At 52.4% G+C, this 19413-nt stretch carries 17 protein-coding genes, 2 tRNA genes and 3 rRNA genes; 13 read left to right on the top strand and 9 right to left on the bottom strand.

The genetic code is table 11. The features are described from left to right. Positions 1 to 41 precede the first annotated feature (41 nt). Positions 42 to 431, top strand: a complete 390-nt coding sequence (locus tag C2U43_RS21070; protein WP_003829160.1) for a VOC family protein — start codon at positions 42 to 44, stop codon at positions 429 to 431. A gap of 61 nt (positions 432 to 492) precedes the next feature. Then, entirely contained in the window at positions 493 to 1788 is a 1296-nt protein-coding gene (tilS, locus tag C2U43_RS21065; protein ID WP_060682718.1) for a tRNA lysidine(34) synthetase TilS, read from the top strand. Between the two features lie 42 nt (positions 1789 to 1830). Here tilS and rof read toward each other — a convergent pair whose 3' ends face one another. Both rof and C2U43_RS21055 read right to left on the bottom strand, forming a co-directional pair. Continuing rightward, positions 1831 to 2091: a Rho-binding antiterminator gene (gene rof, locus C2U43_RS21060; protein WP_003018503.1), complete on the bottom strand. Its 261-nt coding sequence runs from the start codon at positions 2089 to 2091 to the stop codon at positions 1831 to 1833. Then, positions 2078 to 2278, bottom strand: a complete 201-nt coding sequence (locus C2U43_RS21055; protein WP_003018499.1) for a YaeP family protein — start codon at positions 2276 to 2278, stop codon at positions 2078 to 2080. The genes rof and C2U43_RS21055 overlap by 14 nt, the downstream gene beginning before the upstream one ends. Before the next feature lie 188 nt (positions 2279 to 2466). Between C2U43_RS21055 and C2U43_RS21050 the strand changes: the two genes are divergently transcribed. Genes C2U43_RS21050 through nlpE form a run of 3 tightly spaced genes read left to right on the top strand, consistent with a single transcriptional unit; the run spans position 2467 to position 4160 of the window. Beyond that, on the top strand, positions 2467 to 3012 hold the full coding sequence (locus C2U43_RS21050; protein WP_003018497.1) for a YaeQ family protein: 546 nt from the start codon (positions 2467 to 2469) through the stop codon (positions 3010 to 3012). Further along, positions 3009 to 3431: an alternative ribosome rescue aminoacyl-tRNA hydrolase ArfB gene (arfB, locus tag C2U43_RS21045; RefSeq protein WP_032942412.1), complete on the top strand. Its 423-nt coding sequence runs from the start codon at positions 3009 to 3011 to the stop codon at positions 3429 to 3431. The genes C2U43_RS21050 and arfB overlap by 4 nt, the downstream gene beginning before the upstream one ends. A 30-nt stretch (positions 3432 to 3461) precedes the next feature. Further along, the gene (gene nlpE, locus C2U43_RS21040) at positions 3462 to 4160 is read left to right on the top strand and encodes an envelope stress response activation lipoprotein NlpE (RefSeq protein ID WP_085951559.1); all 699 of its coding nucleotides are present in this window, start codon (positions 3462 to 3464) and stop codon (positions 4158 to 4160) included. Between the two features lie 44 nt (positions 4161 to 4204). Here the strand turns inward: nlpE and proS are convergent, their stop codons facing one another. From proS to metN, 6 genes are all read right to left on the bottom strand, one after another. Next, positions 4205 to 5923: a proline--tRNA ligase gene (proS, locus tag C2U43_RS21035; RefSeq protein ID WP_003829149.1), complete on the bottom strand. Its 1719-nt coding sequence runs from the start codon at positions 5921 to 5923 to the stop codon at positions 4205 to 4207. A 113-nt stretch (positions 5924 to 6036) separates the two neighbouring features. Further along, on the bottom strand, positions 6037 to 6744 hold the full coding sequence (gene tsaA, locus C2U43_RS21030; protein WP_003829147.1) for a tRNA (N6-threonylcarbamoyladenosine(37)-N6)-methyltransferase TrmO: 708 nt from the start codon (positions 6742 to 6744) through the stop codon (positions 6037 to 6039). Beyond that, complete coding sequence (gene rcsF / locus C2U43_RS21025) at positions 6741 to 7145, bottom strand: Rcs stress response system protein RcsF (protein ID WP_003018477.1); 405 nt, start codon at positions 7143 to 7145, stop codon at positions 6741 to 6743. The genes tsaA and rcsF overlap by 4 nt, the downstream gene beginning before the upstream one ends. A 116-nt stretch (positions 7146 to 7261) precedes the next feature. Further along, positions 7262 to 8077 (bottom strand): methionine ABC transporter substrate-binding lipoprotein MetQ, encoded by an 816-nt coding sequence (gene metQ, locus C2U43_RS21020; protein ID WP_003829145.1) that lies wholly within the window; start codon positions 8075 to 8077, stop codon positions 7262 to 7264. A gap of 44 nt (positions 8078 to 8121) precedes the next feature. Then, complete coding sequence (locus tag C2U43_RS21015; RefSeq protein ID WP_003018471.1) at positions 8122 to 8775, bottom strand: methionine ABC transporter permease MetI; 654 nt, start codon at positions 8773 to 8775, stop codon at positions 8122 to 8124. Continuing rightward, on the bottom strand, positions 8768 to 9799 hold the full coding sequence (metN, locus tag C2U43_RS21010; RefSeq protein ID WP_003829140.1) for a methionine ABC transporter ATP-binding protein MetN: 1032 nt from the start codon (positions 9797 to 9799) through the stop codon (positions 8768 to 8770). The genes C2U43_RS21015 and metN overlap by 8 nt, the downstream gene beginning before the upstream one ends. A 189-nt stretch (positions 9800 to 9988) precedes the next feature. Between metN and gmhB the strand changes: the two genes are divergently transcribed. The 7 genes from gmhB to dkgB all read left to right on the top strand — a co-directional run bounded on the left by gmhB (position 9989) and on the right by dkgB (position 17070). Then, positions 9989 to 10555, top strand: a complete 567-nt coding sequence (gene gmhB / locus C2U43_RS21005; protein WP_103285736.1) for a D-glycero-beta-D-manno-heptose 1,7-bisphosphate 7-phosphatase — start codon at positions 9989 to 9991, stop codon at positions 10553 to 10555. 369 nt (positions 10556 to 10924) lie between these two features. Continuing rightward, a 16S ribosomal RNA gene (locus C2U43_RS20995) occupies positions 10925 to 12466 on the top strand. 85 nt (positions 12467 to 12551) lie between these two features. Next, positions 12552 to 12627: transfer RNA gene (locus tag C2U43_RS20990), tRNA-Glu, on the top strand. 221 nt (positions 12628 to 12848) lie between these two features. After that, positions 12849 to 15756: ribosomal RNA gene (locus C2U43_RS20985) — 23S ribosomal RNA — on the top strand. Positions 15757 to 15855: 99 nt separating this feature from the next. Beyond that, positions 15856 to 15971: ribosomal RNA gene (gene rrf, locus C2U43_RS20980) — 5S ribosomal RNA — on the top strand. The 16S, 23S and 5S rRNA genes sit together here with 2 tRNA genes alongside, the layout of an rRNA operon. Positions 15972 to 16025: 54 nt before the next feature. Next, a tRNA-Asp gene (locus tag C2U43_RS20975) sits at positions 16026 to 16102 on the top strand. 164 nt (positions 16103 to 16266) lie between these two features. Next, the gene (gene dkgB / locus C2U43_RS20970; protein ID WP_003830794.1) at positions 16267 to 17070 is read left to right on the top strand and encodes a 2,5-didehydrogluconate reductase DkgB; all 804 of its coding nucleotides are present in this window, start codon (positions 16267 to 16269) and stop codon (positions 17068 to 17070) included. 21 nt (positions 17071 to 17091) lie between these two features. Here dkgB and yafC read toward each other — a convergent pair whose 3' ends face one another. Beyond that, on the bottom strand, positions 17092 to 18006 hold the full coding sequence (gene yafC, locus C2U43_RS20965; RefSeq protein WP_103285735.1) for a DNA-binding transcriptional regulator YafC: 915 nt from the start codon (positions 18004 to 18006) through the stop codon (positions 17092 to 17094). A gap of 104 nt (positions 18007 to 18110) precedes the next feature. Between yafC and C2U43_RS20960 the strand changes: the two genes are divergently transcribed. Further along, positions 18111 to 19286, top strand: coding sequence for an MFS transporter (locus tag C2U43_RS20960; protein ID WP_003830796.1), 1176 nt, complete (start codon positions 18111 to 18113; stop codon positions 19284 to 19286). The last annotated feature ends 127 nt before the right edge of the window (positions 19287 to 19413 follow it).

The following is a 19413-nucleotide window of genomic DNA, read 5'->3' as shown; positions in this document are numbered from 1 at the left end:
GAGTAACGTGCTGACAGAAAAATGAAAGAGGCGATGACGCTATGCTGGGATTAAAACAGGTTCACCATATTGCCATTATTGCGACGGACTACGCGGCGAGTAAGGCATTTTACTGCGATGTGCTTGGCTTTACACTGATGAGCGAAGCCTATCGGGAAGAGAGAGACTCGTGGAAAGGCGATCTGGCATTGAACGGCCAGTATGTGATTGAGCTTTTTTCTTTCCCGTTTCCACCTTGCCGTCCGAGCCGACCGGAAGCCTGCGGTTTGCGTCATCTGGCGTTCAGCGTGGAGGATGTGGAAAAGTCGATCGCGCATCTGGAAGCACACCACGTGAAGTGTGAATCCATACGTATCGATCCATTTACCGGTAAACGCTTTACGTTTTTCAACGATCCGGACGGATTGCCCCTCGAACTGTACGAGCTGTAAGGCTTGTCATTGTGGCGTTAGCCCGGTAACGTGCCGGGCAATGCCATTGTAAGTAACCATCATGACGACACTCACGCTGAACACTTCACTGCTGAATTCTCAATCGATTTTGGTCGCCTTTAGCGGCGGGCTGGACTCAACCGTACTCCTGCATCAGCTGGTGCAGTGGCGAGCGCAGCATCCTGAGGTCGCTTTACGCGCAATCCATATTCATCACGGATTAAGCCCACATGCAGACAGTTGGGTGCAGCACTGTGAGTCAGTATGTATGCAGTGGCAGGTGCCGCTGGTGGTTGAGCGGGTACACCTTGAGGACGATGGCCTGGGCATCGAAGCTCAGGCGCGACGAGCGCGCTATCAGGCATTTGCGCAGACCTTACTACCGGGCGAGGTGCTGATGACCGCCCAGCATCTCGATGACCAGTGTGAAACCTTTTTGCTGGCGCTTAAGCGCGGCAGCGGCCCTGCCGGACTTTCCGCCATGGGCGAAAACTCACCGTTCGCCGGAACCCAGCTGATTCGACCGCTGCTGGCGCAAACGCGAGAGGCGCTTGAAGCATGGGCGCGGCAGCATGAATTATGCTGGATTGAAGATGAAAGCAATCAGGATGATACCTACGATCGCAATTTCCTCAGATTGCGCGTTACCCCATTGCTCCAACAGCGCTGGCCGCACTTCGCGCAAGCCGTAGCCCGCAGCGCCGCGCTGTGTGCTGAGCAGGAGAGTTTACTGGATGAACTGCTGGCCAGCGATTTAGCCGATTGCATCACAGCCCACGGCACACTGCTACTGGTACCGTTAATGATGATGAGCGACGTGCGTCGTGCCGCGCTGCTTCGTCGCTGGCTGGCGGGGTTAAATGCGCCGATGCCTTCTCGTGATGGACTGGAACGTATCTGGCAGGAAGTGGCGCTGGCGCGGGAAGATGCCTCACCCTGTTTTCGCCTCGGGGAGTACGAGGTCCGTCGTTATCAGTCACAGCTGTGGTGGGTGAAGTCAGTCGATGGGCAAAGCGAAACCGTTATCCCATGGTTAGAGTGGAAAACACCGTTGGCGCTGCCTGCCGGATTGGGTTCGGTTCAGTTAATTTCTGCGGGTGAATTGCGCATGCCGCAAGCGGATGAAGCCGTCAGCATTCGTTTCAAAGCACCAGGGTTATTGCATATTGTCGGGCGTAACGGTGGACGGAAATTAAAGAAAATCTGGCAGGAGCAGGGGATCCCGCCCTGGCGACGAGATACCACACCGATGCTGTTTTACGGCGAAACGTTGATTGCGGCTGCGGGTGTTTTCGTGACGCGTGAGGGAGCGGCGGAAGATGAAGAAGGCGTGAGTCTGGTTTGGCGTGGAAAGTAGGCCGGATAAGGTGCTTTGCACCGTCATCCGGCACCAAAATAATCAGGATTCGCTGACCACCACGGTACCGATCTGCGGGTGGCTGAAGCTGGCAATTTTGTCGAGGCGAAGCTCCCGGGTTTCACCTGCGACATCTGCGACCAGATACTCCACGTTTTTGCGTGAAACCAGGTCGTTCGCTTTCGCCTGCAAAACTTCGCCATCTTTTAACGCCAGCGTCAGTAACAAATGGTGCTGGCAGGCGAGTTCAAGATTGTCGTAATCATCGCAATTGATGGGTTGATACGTTTCATTCATTGACATAATCGCTCACCAGTAAGTTCGCGGCAGCATAGGCCGCTTTTTCCCTGACCGACTCTGGAAGGGCGCTGTCTGCCGCCACTTCATTAAGCACCTTCAATACGCAACCCAGCGCATCCGGGATATACCCTAAGTCTCCGCTGGCGATTTCCGCGTACCGCTTGCGTATTAACTCACAATATTTTTCCACATGCCCTCCTGTCAGCACTCTGACTTAACCGTGGATGCAAGTCTAAGCCTACGAAGATAAACTCTGTTTAGCAAGGTGACTATACCATACTCATTCAAGCAATATCAGCGCCTTGATAGATGAGCAGTTAGCAGCCTTTTGCCGCCGTTTTCGCTACAATGTGCGCCTGATTCGAAAGGAGTTCTCCCATGGCGCTTAAAGCGACAATTTATAAAGCCGTCGTCAACGTAGCGGATCTTGACCGCAACCAGTTTCTTGACGCGGCCTTGACGCTGGCGCGTCACCCCTCTGAAACCCAGGAGCGCATGATGCTGCGCCTGCTGGCCTGGATTAAATATGCCGATGAACGGCTGCAGTTCACGCGTGGCCTGAGCGCGGAAGACGAGCCTGAAGCATGGCTGCGTAACGACCATCTGGGCATCGATCTTTGGATTGAGCTGGGTCTGCCGGATGAGCGCCGTATCAAGAAAGCCTGTACCCAGTCTGGTGAGGTTGCTCTGTTTGCCTACAACAGCCGTGCGGCTCAGATCTGGTGGCAGCAAAACCAGAACAAATGTGCGCAGTTTAAAAATCTCACCGTGTGGTATCTGGATGATGAACAGCTGGCGCAACTGAGTGATTTTGCTGGTCGTACAATGGCGCTGCAGGCGACTATTCAGGACGGCGCTATTTGGCTGTCCGACTCTCAGAACAATCTGGAAATTCATCTGACCGCGTGGCAGCCGCGTTCATGATTGTTCTCTCCCGAAACGTCTCTATACCTGATAATGAGCTGGAAATCACGGCGATTCGGGCACAAGGCGCGGGTGGTCAGCACGTTAACAAGACCTCGACGGCTATCCATTTGCGCTTTGACATTCGGGCCTCGAGCCTGCCAGAGTATTACAAGGAACGCCTGCTGGCCGCCAGCCATCATCTGATTAGCGGCGATGGCATTATTATCATTAAGGCGCAGGAATACCGTAGCCAGGAGCTCAATCGGGAAGCGGCAATCTCCCGACTGGTGGCGGTGATAAAAGAATTAACCGCGGTGCAAAAAAGCCGACAGGCAACTCGCCCTACGCGCGCCTCGAAAGAGCGCAGGTTGTCATCGAAGGCGCAAAAATCCACAGTGAAAGCACTGCGTGGGAGAGTTCGTCGAACGCAAGACTGACGAGCGGGAATAAAAATTAATAAGGAATTGATAGTGAAAACAGCAATATTGTCCGTGGTCGCTGCATGCACGCTTTTTTCCTTGATCGGCTGTAATAACCGTACTGAAGTTGAAGTACTACAGCCGACGCGGGCGGCAGAATTAAAACCGATGCAGCAAAGCTGGCGTGGCATCTTACCTTGCGCGGACTGCGAAGGGATTGAAACCTCTCTGTTTCTGGAAAAAGACGGCACATGGGTGATGAACGAACGCTATCAGGGCGTGCGGGATGAACCGTCTTCGTTTGCCTCTTATGGCACATGGGCGCGTACAGCCGACAAACTGGTGCTGACCGACAGTAAAGGTGAAAAATCGTACTACCGGGCTAAAGGCGAGGCGCTGGAAATGCTCGATCGTGAAGGTAACCCGATTGAGTCACAGTTTAACTACACGCTCCAGCCGGTTTCCGCCAGCTTACCGGTGACGCCAATGCCGATGCGAGGCATGTATTTCTATATGGCTGACGCGGCAATCTTTACCGACTGCGCAACGGGTAAACGGATGCCGGTGGCGAATAACGCTCAGCTTGAACGCGACTATTTAGCCGCTCGTGCGGAAAACGGACAGTCCGTACTGCTGACGCTTGAGGCGCATTTCACGCTGGAGTCAAACCCGGATACGGGTGAGAAAGTGAAAACGTTGATGGCGGATAAAGACGCGAAATTTATCCCTGGTAAAGCGTGTAATTAATCGATAGAAAAAAGGCCCTGATAATCAGGGCCTTTTTGTTGGTATTAGCCTTTAATGGCTTTGACCAGGAAGTCGACGATGTCGCCGGTTTTAATCAGCTCTTTCTCGCCGTTACGACGGTATTTGTATTCGATATCGTCGTTGTCGAGGTTACGGTCGCCCAGCACGATGGTGTGTGGGATACCGATCAGTTCCATATCGGCAAACATCACGCCCGGACGCTCTTTACGATCGTCCATCAGCACTTCGATACCCTGCGCGCGCAGCTCAGCGTACAGCTTTTCAGCCAACTCCTGCACACGGTAGGATTTGTGCATGTTCATCGGCAGAATGGCGACCTGGAACGGGGCAATGGCATCTGGCCATACGATGCCACGATCGTCAAAGTTCTGTTCAATAGCAGCAGCGACTACGCGAGTGACCCCGATACCGTAGCAGCCCATAGTCAGCGTCTGGTTACGGCCATCTTCGCCCTGAACGGCGGCTTTCATCGCTTCAGAGTACTTGGTACCCAACTGGAAGATGTGGCCGACTTCGATACCGCGTTTGATCATCAGCGTACCTTTGCCGTCCGGGCTAGGGTCGCCGGCGACCACGTTACGGATGTCAGCAACTTCCGGGGTGGCCACGTCGCGATCCCAGTTGATACCGAAATAGTGTTTACCGTCGATGTTGGCACCGGCAGCGAAATCGCTCATTACTGCAACGGTACGGTCGATAACCACCGGAATTGGCATATTCACCGGACCGAGCGAGCCAGGACCTGCTTTTACCAGCGCACGAATTTCTTCTTCGGTGGCAAAGGTCAGCGGGCTGGCAACCTGCGGCAGTTTTTCCGCTTTGACTTCGTTCAGCTCGTGATCGCCACGAACCAGCAGGGCGACCAGCGGGTAGCTGCTGCCTTCAACCGCTTTCACCAGCAGGGTTTTCACGGTTTTTTCGATAGGCAGGTTGAACTGCTCAACCAGTTCGGCGATGGTTTTAGCGTTCGGCGTATCTACCAGCGTCATTTCCTGGGTTGCTGCCGCGCGCGGCTCCTTCGGCGCAACGGCTTCGGCAAATTCGATGTTCGCCGCATAGTCGGAAGAGTCGGAGAAGATCACATCGTCTTCGCCGCTCTGCGCCAGCACCTGGAATTCGTGAGAGGCGCTGCCGCCGATAGAACCGGTATCCGCTTGTACTGCACGGAAATCCAGCCCCATACGGCTGAAGATTTTGCTATACGCAGCGTACATCGCGTCGTAGGTTTCCTGCAGGGATTCCTGAGAGGTGTGGAAAGAGTATGCATCTTTCATCAGGAATTCGCGGGAGCGCATCACGCCGAAGCGCGGACGGACTTCGTCACGGAATTTGGTCTGAATCTGATAGAAGTTCAGCGGCAGCTGTTTGTAAGAGCTCAGCTCGTTACGGATCAGGTCGGTGATCACTTCTTCATGCGTTGGGCCGAGGACGAACGAACGATCGCCACGGTCAGCAATACGCAGCAGTTCCGGGCCGTATTGTTCCCAACGGCCGCTCTCTTCCCACAGTTCAGAAGGCTGAACGACCGGCATCAACACCTCGATCGCACCGGCGTTGTTCATCTCTTCACGCACGATGTTTTCGACTTTTTTCAGGACGCGCACGCCGGTCGGCAGCCAGGTATATAACCCGGAGGCCAGCTTGCGGATCATCCCGGCGCGCAGCATCAGCTGGTGGCTGATGACTTCGGCGTCGGCAGGTGTCTCCTTCAGAGTGGAGAGCAGATATTGGCTAGTACGCATGTTGTTACGGTTCCAGTTGAACGATCGAACAGGCTCAAAACGAGCCTGGCACAAAACAAAAGTGGTTTAGTTTACCAGCGAGAAAGGGATGTCAAAAGAGTACGCGACGCAAATTAGCGGGCTTCCAGAGCAAAGACCTCAAATCCTGACGGCGTGACGCGCCAGCGGACGTTAAAGTCCAGCAGCCAGACGGCGTAGGTTTTGCCTTCTTCCTCGTTTTTACGGTAGGCAGGACGCGGATCCTGCGCCAGCACTTCGGCAATAAACTGACGAAGATGCGGGTAACGTTGTTCGAGCTTCGGTAGCTGCTCCGCGAGATCTTCACTGAACGTCACGTCTACGCTGGCCTGGGGGGCATCCTGAGCATAGCTGGCGCGAGCATCGGGTAACGATTCGGCAAACGGCAGATACGGTTTTATATCTACGACTGGCGTGCCATCAACAAGATCCAGCCCACCGAGTTCGAGGATCACGTGCTCTTTATGGCAACGGATGCCCCGTAGCTCAACCAACGACATGCCAACAGGGTTAGGACGAAACGTTGAACGCGTGGCAAAGACACCCATTCTGGCGTTGCCGCCAAGGCGGGGAGGGCGCACGGTCGGACGCCATCCACCTTCCATTGTCTGGTGAAAAACAAAAATCACCCACAAATGACTGAAGGCTTCCAGGCCGCGAACGGCATCGGCCTGGTTATAAGGTGCGAGCAAATGCAGTTCACCGCTGGCGCTTTTCACCAGACCGGGCTGGCGTGGAACGGCGAACTTTTCTTTATAAGGTGAGCGGATAACGCCTATTTGCTCGAACTGAAAATGGCTCATTTCGCCGAAATGTTCAGTGCAGAACCGATGCAAACCGCCTGACGATAGCAACCCGGCGTTCCGCTGGTCACTTCGCAACTGTGCAGCAATACCGCATTAGCTTTCATTTTTGATGCGTTAATCTGCATGCGTTTGCGTGCGGTTGGAATGCTCGGAGGGGAATCCTGGTTTGAAGCCTGGCAGGATTCACCGCTAACTTCGCCAAGATCGCGGAACGGTTTGCCTACTAAATCTTCAGCGTTAGTAATGATTCTTACCGGCGTAGCGCGCGGTGCTTTCGGTTTTTCCGGCTCCGCTTTCGGCGGGGTTGCGGTGCTTTGAACGGGTTCAACAGGGGATCTGCTTAACATAGAACAGCCGCTCAGCAAGAGTGCTACTAAACAGATCGGTAAAGCACGCATAATATTTCCTCAATGAATGATCTAAACGTCAGATATTGAATCAGGTGCTTGCATAAATGACAAGACGGGCAAGCGCCCGTCCTGATGATATTACAGATTCTGTAAACAGCCTAAAATTACCAGCCCTTAACAGCACCGCCGTTGAAGACTTTGTTTGCTGCTTCGTACACTTCGTCAGACTGGTATGCTTCAACGAATTTCTTCACGTTCTCAGCATCTTTATTGTCTTCACGAGTTACAATCAGGTTTACGTACGGGGAATCTTTATCTTCAACAAAGATACCGTCTTTTGCCGGAGTCAGGCCGATCTGGCTGGCGTAGGTGGTGTTGATGACCGCCAGTGCGATTTGTGCATCGTCCAGGGAACGCGGCAGCTGCGGTGCTTCCAGTTCAACCAGCTTCAGGTTTTTCGGGTTTTCAATCACGTCCAGCGCGGTTGGCAGCAGGCCAACACCGTCTTTCAGTTTGATTAAGCCCACTTTTTGCAGCAGCAGCAAGGAACGGCCAAGGTTAGTCGGGTCGTTTGGAATCGCGACCTGGGAACCGTCCTGCAGCTCATCCAGTGATTTGATTTTTTTGGAGTAGCCCGCAATCGGGTAAACAAAAGTATTGCCTACAGCAACCAGCTTGTAACCACGATCTTTGATCTGCTGGTCCAGGTATGGTTTGTGCTGGAAGGCGTTAGCATCGATATCGCCTTTGCTCAGCGCTTCGTTAGGCAGAACGTAATCGTTAAACGTGACCAGCTCAACGTCCAGACCGTATTTTTCTTTTGCCACTTTCTGCGCGACTTCTGCAACCTGCTGCTCTGCGCCAACAATAACGCCCACTTTGATGTGATTAGGATCTTTTTCATCCTGACCGCAACCCACAAGTGCCAGAGAACCGATCAGGGCTCCAACTGCCGCAAAGGTTTTGAATTTGAACGCCATGCTTATTTCCTTTTCTTAATGAGTTTTTAGTGTTGTGTGCAACGTTATTTGTGCGTGACAGCCCGGACGATGCGATCGCCGGATAACTGAATTAAATAAACCAGAACGACGAGCAATACCAGTACTGTATTCATTACGGTAGCGTTGTAACCAATATAGCCGTACTGATAGCCAATCTGTCCAAGACCACCGGCACCGACGGCACCGCCCATCGCGGAGTAACCAACCAGCGTGATAAGGGTGATGGTGGCCGCATTGACCAGTCCTGGCAGCGCTTCTGGCAGTAATACCTTACGTACAATTTGCAGCGGCGTGGCGCCCATCGCACGAGAGGCTTCTATCAGCCCGGTCGGGATTTCGAGCAGCGCGTTTTCCACCATACGGGCGATAAACGGCGCGGCACCGACGGTCAGCGGAACGATAGCTGCCTGCAGTCCGATAGAGGTGCCTACGATCATGCGGGTGAACGGAATCATCCACACCAGTAAGATGATGAACGGGATGGAACGGAAAATGTTCACCAGCGCAGAGAGCGTACGGTAGAGCTTCGCGTTCTCAATAATTTGCCCCGGACGCGTTACGTACAGCAACACGCCGACCGGCAGACCAATCACAAAGCCAAAAAAACCGGACACAAAGGTCATTGCCAGCGTTTCCCATACGCCGCGAACCAGCAGCCACATCATCGGCTCAGACATAACCCAGTACCTCTACTTTTACATGGTGTTCCTGCAACCAGCTAATGGCTGCTTGTGTATCTTCCTGTGTGCCGTGCATTTCAGTCAGCATGATGCCGAACTTCACGCCGCCGGCGTAATCCATCTGCGCGCTAATAATGTTGTTATTCACATTAAAGCGACGGGCCGTCTCAGAAAGTAGCGGTGCATCGACCGAATGACCGGTGAATTCCATACGCAGCATCGGCACGCTGTCGGCTTCCGGCTCCGCTTTTAAACGTTCCAGATAATCTTCCGGAATATCCAGGTGCAGCGTGGACTGGATAAATTTCTGTGCCAGCGGCGTTTTCGGGTGTGAGAACACTTCACTAACGGTGTCTTGCTCAATCAGTTCACCATTACTGATGACCGCCACGCAGTCACAAATACGTTTTACAACGTCCATCTCGTGAGTAATCAGCAGAATGGTGAGTCCCAGACGACGATTAATATCTTTCAATAATTCCAGAATCGAGCGGGTCGTTGCCGGATCGAGTGCGCTGGTGGCTTCATCGCACAGCAACACTTTGGGATTACTTGCCAGCGCACGGGCGATCGCCACACGCTGTTTTTGTCCACCGGAAAGGTTGGCCGGGTAGCTATCGTGCTTGTCTCCAAGACCAACCAAATCCAACAGTTCTGTTACGCGGCGTTTGATCTCTTCTTTTGGCGTGTTATCCAGTTCCAGCGGTAGTGCGACGTTACCGAACACCGTACGGGAAGAGAGCAGGTTAAAGTGCTGAAAAATCATGCCGATTTGACGGCGAGCTTTAGTCAACTCCGACTCAGAAAGCGTGGTCAGCTCCTGACCGCCAACCTGAACGCTGCCTTCGGTAGGGCGTTCGAGTAGGTTAACGCAGCGGATGAGCGTACTTTTACCGGCACCGGAGGCGCCAATAACGCCATAAATCTGCCCGGCAGGAACATGCAGGCTGACATTATTTAGCGCCTGAATGGTGCGAGTCCCCTGCTGGAACACTTTGGTGATATTCGAAAGTTTAATCATTGGTTATTTATTATCGTAATTAAGTTAGCCGTGGCATTTTCGTCTGTCAGGTACGGTCGAAGCCGTCAACAAGATGGATGTTAAGGCATCCAGACGTCTAAATCAATCGGGCTTTGCACGATGAGCACTTTCTTGCCCGCTGAAACATGCGATACTAGAGTCACATGCCTTATTCAGGAGCTATAAAAGGTGGCAAAGTCTGTACCCGCAATTTTTCTCGACCGTGACGGTACCATTAATGTGGACCACGGTTATGTACATGAGATCGACGAGTTTGAGTTTATCGACGGCGTTATTGATGCCATGCGTGAACTTAAAAAGATGGGTTACGCGCTTATTATCGTGACGAACCAGTCTGGTATCGCGCGTGGTAAATTTACTGAGGCGCAGTTTGAAACGTTGACCGAATGGATGGACTGGTCGCTGGCCGATCGCGACGTTGAGCTGGATGGCATCTACTACTGCCCGCATCACCCGCAGGGTGCTGTAGAAGAGTATCGTCAGGTCTGCGACTGCCGTAAACCGCATCCTGGTATGTTTATCTCCGCCCGAGACTTCTTGCATATCGATATGGCCGCTTCTTATATGGTAGGCGACAAAATTGAAGATATGCAGGCGGCGACAGCTGCGAATGTTGGCACGAAGGTATTGGTCCGCACGGGCAAACCCGTCACGCCGGAAGCAGAAAATGCGGCAGATTTGGTCATAAATAGTCTGGCAGACCTGCCAATGGCGATAAAAAAGCAGCAAAAGTAAGCGTTGTGGATAAAAGGTGAGCGGTTGAAACAAAAATGCATTTTTCCGCTTGTCTTCCTGAGTCGACTCCCTATAATGCGCCTCCATCGACACGGCGGATGTGAATCACTTCACACAAACAGCCGGTTCGGTTGAAGAGAAAAACCTGAAAATGAAGGTTGACTCTGAAAGAGGAAAGCGTAGTATACGCCACCTCGCGACAGAGCGCTAAAGCGCGTCGCAACTGCTCTTTAACAATTTATCAGACAATCTGTGTGGGCACTCGAAGATACGGATTCTTAACGTCGCAAGACGAAAAATGAATACCAAGTCTCAACGAGTGAACACGTAATTCATTACGAAGTTTAATTCATTGAGCATCAAACTTTTAAATTGAAGAGTTTGATCATGGCTCAGATTGAACGCTGGCGGCAGGCCTAACACATGCAAGTCGAACGGTAGCACAGAGGAGCTTGCTCCTTGGGTGACGAGTGGCGGACGGGTGAGTAATGTCTGGGAAACTGCCCGATGGAGGGGGATAACTACTGGAAACGGTAGCTAATACCGCATAACGTTGCAAGACCAAAGAGGGGGACCTTCGGGCCTCTTGCCATCGGATGTGCCCAGATGGGATTAGCTAGTAGGTGGGGTAACGGCTCACCTAGGCGACGATCCCTAGCTGGTCTGAGAGGATGACCAGCCACACTGGAACTGAGACACGGTCCAGACTCCTACGGGAGGCAGCAGTGGGGAATATTGCACAATGGGCGCAAGCCTGATGCAGCCATGCCGCGTGTATGAAGAAGGCCTTCGGGTTGTAAAGTACTTTCAGCGAGGAGGAAGGTGTTGTGGTTAATAACCACAGCAATTGACGTTACTCGCAGAAGAAGCACCGGCTAACTCCGTGCCAGCAGCCGCGGTAATACGGAGGGTGCAAGCGTTAATCGGAATTACTGGGCGTAAAGCGCACGCAGGCGGTCTGTCAAGTCGGATGTGAAATCCCCGGGCTCAACCTGGGAACTGCATCCGAAACTGGCAGGCTAGAGTCTTGTAGAGGGGGGTAGAATTCCAGGTGTAGCGGTGAAATGCGTAGAGATCTGGAGGAATACCGGTGGCGAAGGCGGCCCCCTGGACAAAGACTGACGCTCAGGTGCGAAAGCGTGGGGAGCAAACAGGATTAGATACCCTGGTAGTCCACGCCGTAAACGATGTCGACTTGGAGGTTGTGCCCTTGAGGCGTGGCTTCCGGAGCTAACGCGTTAAGTCGACCGCCTGGGGAGTACGGCCGCAAGGTTAAAACTCAAATGAATTGACGGGGGCCCGCACAAGCGGTGGAGCATGTGGTTTAATTCGATGCAACGCGAAGAACCTTACCTACTCTTGACATCCAGAGAACTTAGCAGAGATGCTTTGGTGCCTTCGGGAACTCTGAGACAGGTGCTGCATGGCTGTCGTCAGCTCGTGTTGTGAAATGTTGGGTTAAGTCCCGCAACGAGCGCAACCCTTATCCTTTGTTGCCAGCGGTTAGGCCGGGAACTCAAAGGAGACTGCCAGTGATAAACTGGAGGAAGGTGGGGATGACGTCAAGTCATCATGGCCCTTACGAGTAGGGCTACACACGTGCTACAATGGCATATACAAAGAGAAGCGACCTCGCGAGAGCAAGCGGACCTCATAAAGTATGTCGTAGTCCGGATTGGAGTCTGCAACTCGACTCCATGAAGTCGGAATCGCTAGTAATCGTGGATCAGAATGCCACGGTGAATACGTTCCCGGGCCTTGTACACACCGCCCGTCACACCATGGGAGTGGGTTGCAAAAGAAGTAGGTAGCTTAACCTTCGGGAGGGCGCTTACCACTTTGTGATTCATGACTGGGGTGAAGTCGTAACAAGGTAACCGTAGGGGAACCTGCGGTTGGATCACCTCCTTACCTTAAAGAACCTGCCTTTGTAGTGCTCACACAGATTGTCTGATGAAAAGTAAATAGCAAGGCGTCTTGCGATTGAGACTTCAGTGTCCCCTTCGTCTAGAGGCCCAGGACACCGCCCTTTCACGGCGGTAACAGGGGTTCGAATCCCCTAGGGGACGCCACTTGCTGGTATGTGTGAGTGAAAGTCGCCGACCGAAGTATCTCAAAACTGACTTTCGAGTCACGTTTGAGATATTTGCTCTTTAAAAATCTGGATCAAGCTGAAAATTGAAACGACACACTGTTTCATTTCTCCGTAATAAGAAATGAAAAATGGTGTGTTCGAGTCTCTCAAATTTTTGCAAGTCGATGATGAATCGAAAGAAACATCTTCGGGTTGTGAGGTTAAGCGACTAAGCGTACACGGTGGATGCCCTGGCAGTCAGAGGCGATGAAGGACGTGCTAATCTGCGATAAGCGTCGGTAAGGTGATATGAACCGTTATAACCGGCGATTTCCGAATGGGGAAACCCAGTGTGATTCGTCACACTATCATTACGTGAATACATAGCGTAATGAAGCGAACCGGGGGAACTGAAACATCTAAGTACCCCGAGGAAAAGAAATCAACCGAGATTCCCCCAGTAGCGGCGAGCGAACGGGGAGCAGCCCAGAGTCTGAATCAGCATGTGTGTTAGTGGAAGCGTCTGGAAAGTCGCACGATACAGGGTGAAAGTCCCGTACACAAAAGTGCATGTGTTGTGAACTCGAAGAGTAGGGCGGGACACGTGGTATCCTGTCTGAATATGGGGGGACCATCCTCCAAGGCTAAATACTCCTGACTGACCGATAGTGAACCAGTACCGTGAGGGAAAGGCGAAAAGAACCCCGGCGAGGGGAGTGAAAAAGAACCTGAAACCGTGTACGTACAAGCAGTGGGAGCATCCTTCGGGGTGTGACTGCGTACCTTTTGTATAATGGGTCAGCGACTTATATTCTGTAGCAAGGTTAACCGAATAGGGGAGCCGAAGGGAAACCGAGTCTTAACTGGGCGTTAAGTTGCAGGGTATAGACCCGAAACCCGGTGATCTAGCCATGGGCAGGTTGAAGGTTGGGTAACACTAACTGGAGGACCGAACCGACTAATGTTGAAAAATTAGCGGATGACTTGTGGCTGGGGGTGAAAGGCCAATCAAACCGGGAGATAGCTGGTTCTCCCCGAAAGCTATTTAGGTAGCGCCTCGTGAATTCATCTTCGGGGGTAGAGCACTGTTTCGGCTAGGGGGTCATCCCGACTTACCAACCCGATGCAAACTGCGAATACCGAAGAATGTTATCACGGGAGACACACGGCGGGTGCTAACGTCCGTCGTGAAGAGGGAAACAACCCAGACCGCCAGCTAAGGTCCCAAAGTCATGGTTAAGTGGGAAACGATGTGGGAAGGCACAGACAGCCAGGATGTTGGCTTAGAAGCAGCCATCATTTAAAGAAAGCGTAATAGCTCACTGGTCGAGTCGGCCTGCGCGGAAGATGTAACGGGGCTAAACCATGCACCGAAGCTGCGGCAGCGACACTATGTGTTGTTGGGTAGGGGAGCGTTCTGTAAGCCGTTGAAGGTGTACTGTGAGGTATGCTGGAGGTATCAGAAGTGCGAATGCTGACATAAGTAACGATAATGCGGGTGAAAAACCCGCACGCCGGAAGACCAAGGGTTCCTGTCCAACGTTAATCGGGGCAGGGTGAGTCGACCCCTAAGGCGAGGCCGAAAGGCGTAGTCGATGGGAAACAGGTTAATATTCCTGTACTTGGTGTTACTGCGAAGGGGGGACGGAGAAGGCTATGTTAGCCGGGCGACGGTTGTCCCGGTTTAAGCATGTAGGCGGAGGTTCCAGGTAAATCCGGTACCTTATTAACGCTGAGGTGTGATGACGAGGCACTACGGTGCTGAAGTAACAAATGCCCTGCTTCCAGGAAAAGCCTCTAAGCATCAGGTAACACGAAATCGTACCCCAAACCGACACAGGTGGTCAGGTAGAGAATACCAAGGCGCTTGAGAGAACTCGGGTGAAGGAACTAGGCAAAATGGTGCCGTAACTTCGGGAGAAGGCACGCTGATATGTAGGTGAAGTGGTTTACCCATGGAGCTGAAATCAGTCGAAGATACCAGCTGGCTGCAACTGTTTATTAAAAACACAGCACTGTGCAAACACGAAAGTGGACGTATACGGTGTGACGCCTGCCCGGTGCCGGAAGGTTAATTGATGGGGTTATCCGTAAGGAGAAGCTCTTGATCGAAGCCCCGGTAAACGGCGGCCGTAACTATAACGGTCCTAAGGTAGCGAAATTCCTTGTCGGGTAAGTTCCGACCTGCACGAATGGCGTAATGATGGCCAGGCTGTCTCCACCCGAGACTCAGTGAAATTGAACTCGCTGTGAAGATGCAGTGTACCCGCGGCAAGACGGAAAGACCCCGTGAACCTTTACTATAGCTTGACACTGAACACTGGTCCTTGATGTGTAGGATAGGTGGGAGGCTTTGAAGTGTGGACGCCAGTCTGCATGGAGCCATCCTTGAAATACCACCCTTTAATGGCTGGTGTTCTAACGTAGACCCGTAATCCGGGTTGCGGACAGTGTCTGGTGGGTAGTTTGACTGGGGCGGTCTCCTCCTAAAGAGTAACGGAGGAGCACGAAGGTTAGCTAATCCTGGTCGGACATCAGGAGGTTAGTGCAAAGGCATAAGCTAGCTTGACTGCGAGAGTGACGGCTCGAGCAGGTGCGAAAGCAGGTCTTAGTGATCCGGTGGTTCTGAATGGAAGGGCCATCGCTCAACGGATAAAAGGTACTCCGGGGATAACAGGCTGATACCGCCCAAGAGTTCATATCGACGGCGGTGTTTGGCACCTCGATGTCGGCTCATCACATCCTGGGGCTGAAGTAGGTCCCAAGGGTATGGCTGTTCGCCATTTAAAGTGGTACGCGAGCTGGGTTTAGAACGTCGTGAGACAGTTCGGTCCCTATCTGCCGTGGGCGCTGGAGAATTGAGGGGGGCTGCTCCTAGTACGAGAGGACCGGAGTGGACGCATCACTGGTGTTCGGGTTGTCATGCCAATGGCATTGCCCGGTAGCTAAATGCGGAAGAGATAAGTGCTGAAAGCATCTAAGCACGAAACTTGCCCCGAGATGAGTTCTCCCTGACCCTTTAAGGGTCCTGAAGGAACGTTGAAGACGACGACGTTGATAGGTCGGGTGTGTAAGTGTAGCGATACATTGAGCTAACCGATACTAATGAACCGTGAGGCTTAACCTTACAACGCCGAAGATGTTTTGGCGAAAGACAGACACAAGATTCAGTTTGATTACAGATGACATCGACATGCCCGGGAGGTGTGTTGATAAACAGAATTTGCCTGGCGGCTGTAGCGCGGTGGTCCCACCTGACCCCATGCCGAACTCAGAAGTGAAACGCCGTAGCGCCGATGGTAGTGTGGGGTCTCCCCATGCGAGAGTAGGGAACTGCCAGGCATCAAATTGCAGTAAACCGGGATGAAAATCCGGGTGGTGACAAAGAAATTCGGTGGAGCGGTAGTTCAGTTGGTTAGAATACCTGCCTGTCACGCAGGGGGTCGCGGGTTCGAGTCCCGTCCGTTCCGCCACTTATTAAGAGCCCTGAGCTAACGCTCAGGGCTTTTTCTTTGTCTGCAATTTAATTATTGCTGAATCCGCAAAAATCCTCTGCATTTTTCACTCTTTTTCTATAAAGAGCTTAAGCTCATAATCCTCTCAGTTAACGAACATAGTGATTAAAAAGAGGAATTCTATGACTATCCCTGCATTCGGTTTAGGTACTTTCCGCCTGAAAGACGACGTGGTTATCGCTTCTGTTAAAACGGCGCTTGAGCTAGGCTACCGTGCTGTCGACACTGCGCAAATCTATGATAATGAAGCGGCTGTTGGTCAGGCGATTGCCGAAAGCGGCGTACCGCGTAACGAGCTGTATATCACCACCAAGATTTGGATTGAAAATCTCAGCAAAGAAAAACTGATCCCAAGTCTGAAAGAAAGCCTGAAGAAGCTGCGTACAGATTATGTCGATCTGACGCTGATCCACTGGCCATCTCCAGGTGATGCGGTATCTGTTGAGGAATTCATGCAGGCGCTGCTCGAAGCAAAACAGCAGGGGCTGACTCGCGAAATTGGTATCTCAAACTTCACCATTCCGCTGATGGAAAAAGCCATTGCCGCAGTAGGCGCAGAGAACATTGCGACCAATCAGATTGAGCTGTCTCCGTATTTGCAGAGCCGTAAGGTGGTTGACTGGGCGAAAGCACACGGTATCCACATCACCTCTTACATGACGCTGGCTTACGGCAAAGCGCTGAAAGATGAAGTGATTGCGCACATTGCCGCGAAACATAACGCGACCCCGGCGCAGGTTATTCTGGCATGGGCAATGGGGGAAGGTTACTCCGTAATTCCTTCTTCTACCAAACGTGAAAACCTGGCAAGCAACCTGCTGGCGCTGGAACTGCATCTGGATGCCGAAGATAAAAAAGCGATCGCGGCACTGGACTGCAACGATCGTCTGGTCAGCCCGGAAGGCCTGGCCCCTGATTGGGATTAATTGCCTGACCCTCTGTACCCATTAACCCTCTTTCACAGCTCCTTCGGGAGCTGTTCTTATATAATCACTTAAAAAGTCGATAAATGCCCGGATGCGCGTACTGACGGCACGATCGCTGTAATAAACTGCGCTAAAAGGCATCTCTACCGGCAGACGTTTATCTGCCAATAACTCCACCAGTTCACCCCGCGCGATCTCTTTATCTATCATATAATCTGAAAGACATGCGATGCCGTTGCCATTCAGGCAAAGCTGTTTTAGCGTTTCTCCACTGTTGGAAGAAATTCCGCACTCGACCTCATGCAGCTGTCCGTCGCTACAGGCAATCGGCCAGGTATTGAGTGAAACTGGTTCGGAAAACCCCAGACACAGATGCTGGTTTAACTCCTCGACGCTCTCTGGCTTGCCAAAACGGGCAATGTAGTCCGGTGAGGCAATAATCTTACGATAGCTGGTAAATAGCGGACGCGCACGTAGACTCGAGTCAGTCAGTGTACCCGCTCGTATAGCAACATCCACTTTTCGTTCAATAAGATTGATGAACGTTTCTGAGGAGACGAGAGACAACGTCATCTCGGGATACCGCTCCCGGAACGGCTTGATTAGCGGCATCAGGAAATGCAACATCACCGGTGTTGCTGCGTCGATGCGCAGCAGGCCGCGCGGAGTATTACGCGACTCCATGATTTCCGTTTCTGCTGCAGCCATCTCTTGCAGTATCTGCTGCACCCGCCTGAAGTAGCGCTCTCCTTCTTCGGTCAGGCTTAGCTGTCGGGTCGTGCGATTAAGCAAACTGACGCCCAGTTTCATCTCCAGCTTTTTTACTGCCCGGCTGACCGCAGAATTGGCTTGTCCAAGCTGTTCTGCCGCCCGGCTAAAGCTGCCGCTTTCCACTACCGCCACAAAAATTGCAAGTTCTTCGGAGGTTGCTTTCATTTTTGCACCTGACGCAAAATTATATTGAGATTTTGAATATTTTTGTCATTAAAACATCCAGGCATACTGCGTGTCATCTGATTACTGATGTTACGGAGTTATTTATGCCTCTCGCTTTATTTGCACTAACAATAAGTGCCTTCGCTATAGGCACTACTGAGTTTGTGATTGTTGGTCTGGTGCCGACCATCGCTCAACAGCTGGCGATCTCGTTACCTTCCGCCGGGATGCTGGTTTCAATCTATGCGCTGGGTGTGGCAATTGGCGCACCGGTACTGACCGCTCTGACCGGACGCCTGCCACGTAAACAGTTACTGGTTGCGCTGATGGTTCTGTTTACGGCGGGGAATTTGCTGGCATGGCAGGCACCCGGGTATATGACACTCATTGTCGCTCGTCTGCTGACTGGGCTGGCACACGGCGTATTCTTCTCGATTGGTTCTACCATCGCGACAAGTCTGGTGCCAAAAGAGAAAGCGGCTTCCGCCATTGCCATTATGTTTGGTGGCTTAACGGTGGCGCTGGTCACCGGCGTGCCGCTGGGAACATTTATCGGTCAGCACTTTGGCTGGCGTGAGACTTTCCTCGCGGTATCAATGTTAGGCGTGATTGCACTGATCAGTAGCCAGTTACTGATCCCTGCCAACATTCCCGGTCGTGCTGCCGCCAGCATTCGCGACCAGGTGAAGGTGCTGACTCATCCCCGTCTATTGCTGATTTACGCCGTTACGGCACTGGGCTACGGCGGTGTATTCACGGCATTCACCTTCCTTGCACCGATGATGCAGGATCTGGCGGGATTCTCCCCGGCAGCAGTAAGCTGGATCTTACTGGGTTACGGTGTTTCAGTGGCTATCGGTAATATCTGGGGTGGTAAGCTGGCAGATAAGCATGGTGCGGTTCCTGCGCTGAAATTCATTTTCGCCGCGCTGTTTGTTCTGCTGATGGTCTTCCAACTGACGGCCTCTACGCAGTACGCCGCGCTGGCTACCATTCTGGTGATGGGGATCTTTGCCTTTGGTAACGTGCCGGGGTTGCAGGTCTACGTGGTACAGAAAGCGGAGCAATTTACGCCTAATGCTGTAGATGTGGCGTCAGGGTTAAACATTGCGGCGTTTAACATTGGGATTGCGCTGGGGTCAGTGATTGGCGGGCAAACGGTCGAGCATTATGGTTTAGCACAGACGCCGTGGATTGGTGCCCTCATTGTTCTGGTAGCTTTCCTGCTGATGGGTGTCAGCGGTCGTCTTGATAAACCCGTGCGTGTTGCTCTGGGGTAAATCATTGATGTAAGCGCCCACTTACAAAACAAACTGCAATTGTTCGTTGAAAGTGAGTGCTAAAATCCCTATAACAGAAGAACCAGTCCGGCTGCGGACTGGTTGACGTTACAGAGGTTTGAAAGTC

Source organism: Citrobacter freundii complex sp. CFNIH9 (genome assembly GCF_002903305.1).
Lineage (GTDB): Bacteria > Pseudomonadota > Gammaproteobacteria > Enterobacterales > Enterobacteriaceae > Citrobacter > Citrobacter portucalensis.
This window is presented reverse-complemented; position numbering and strand designations above follow the sequence as displayed.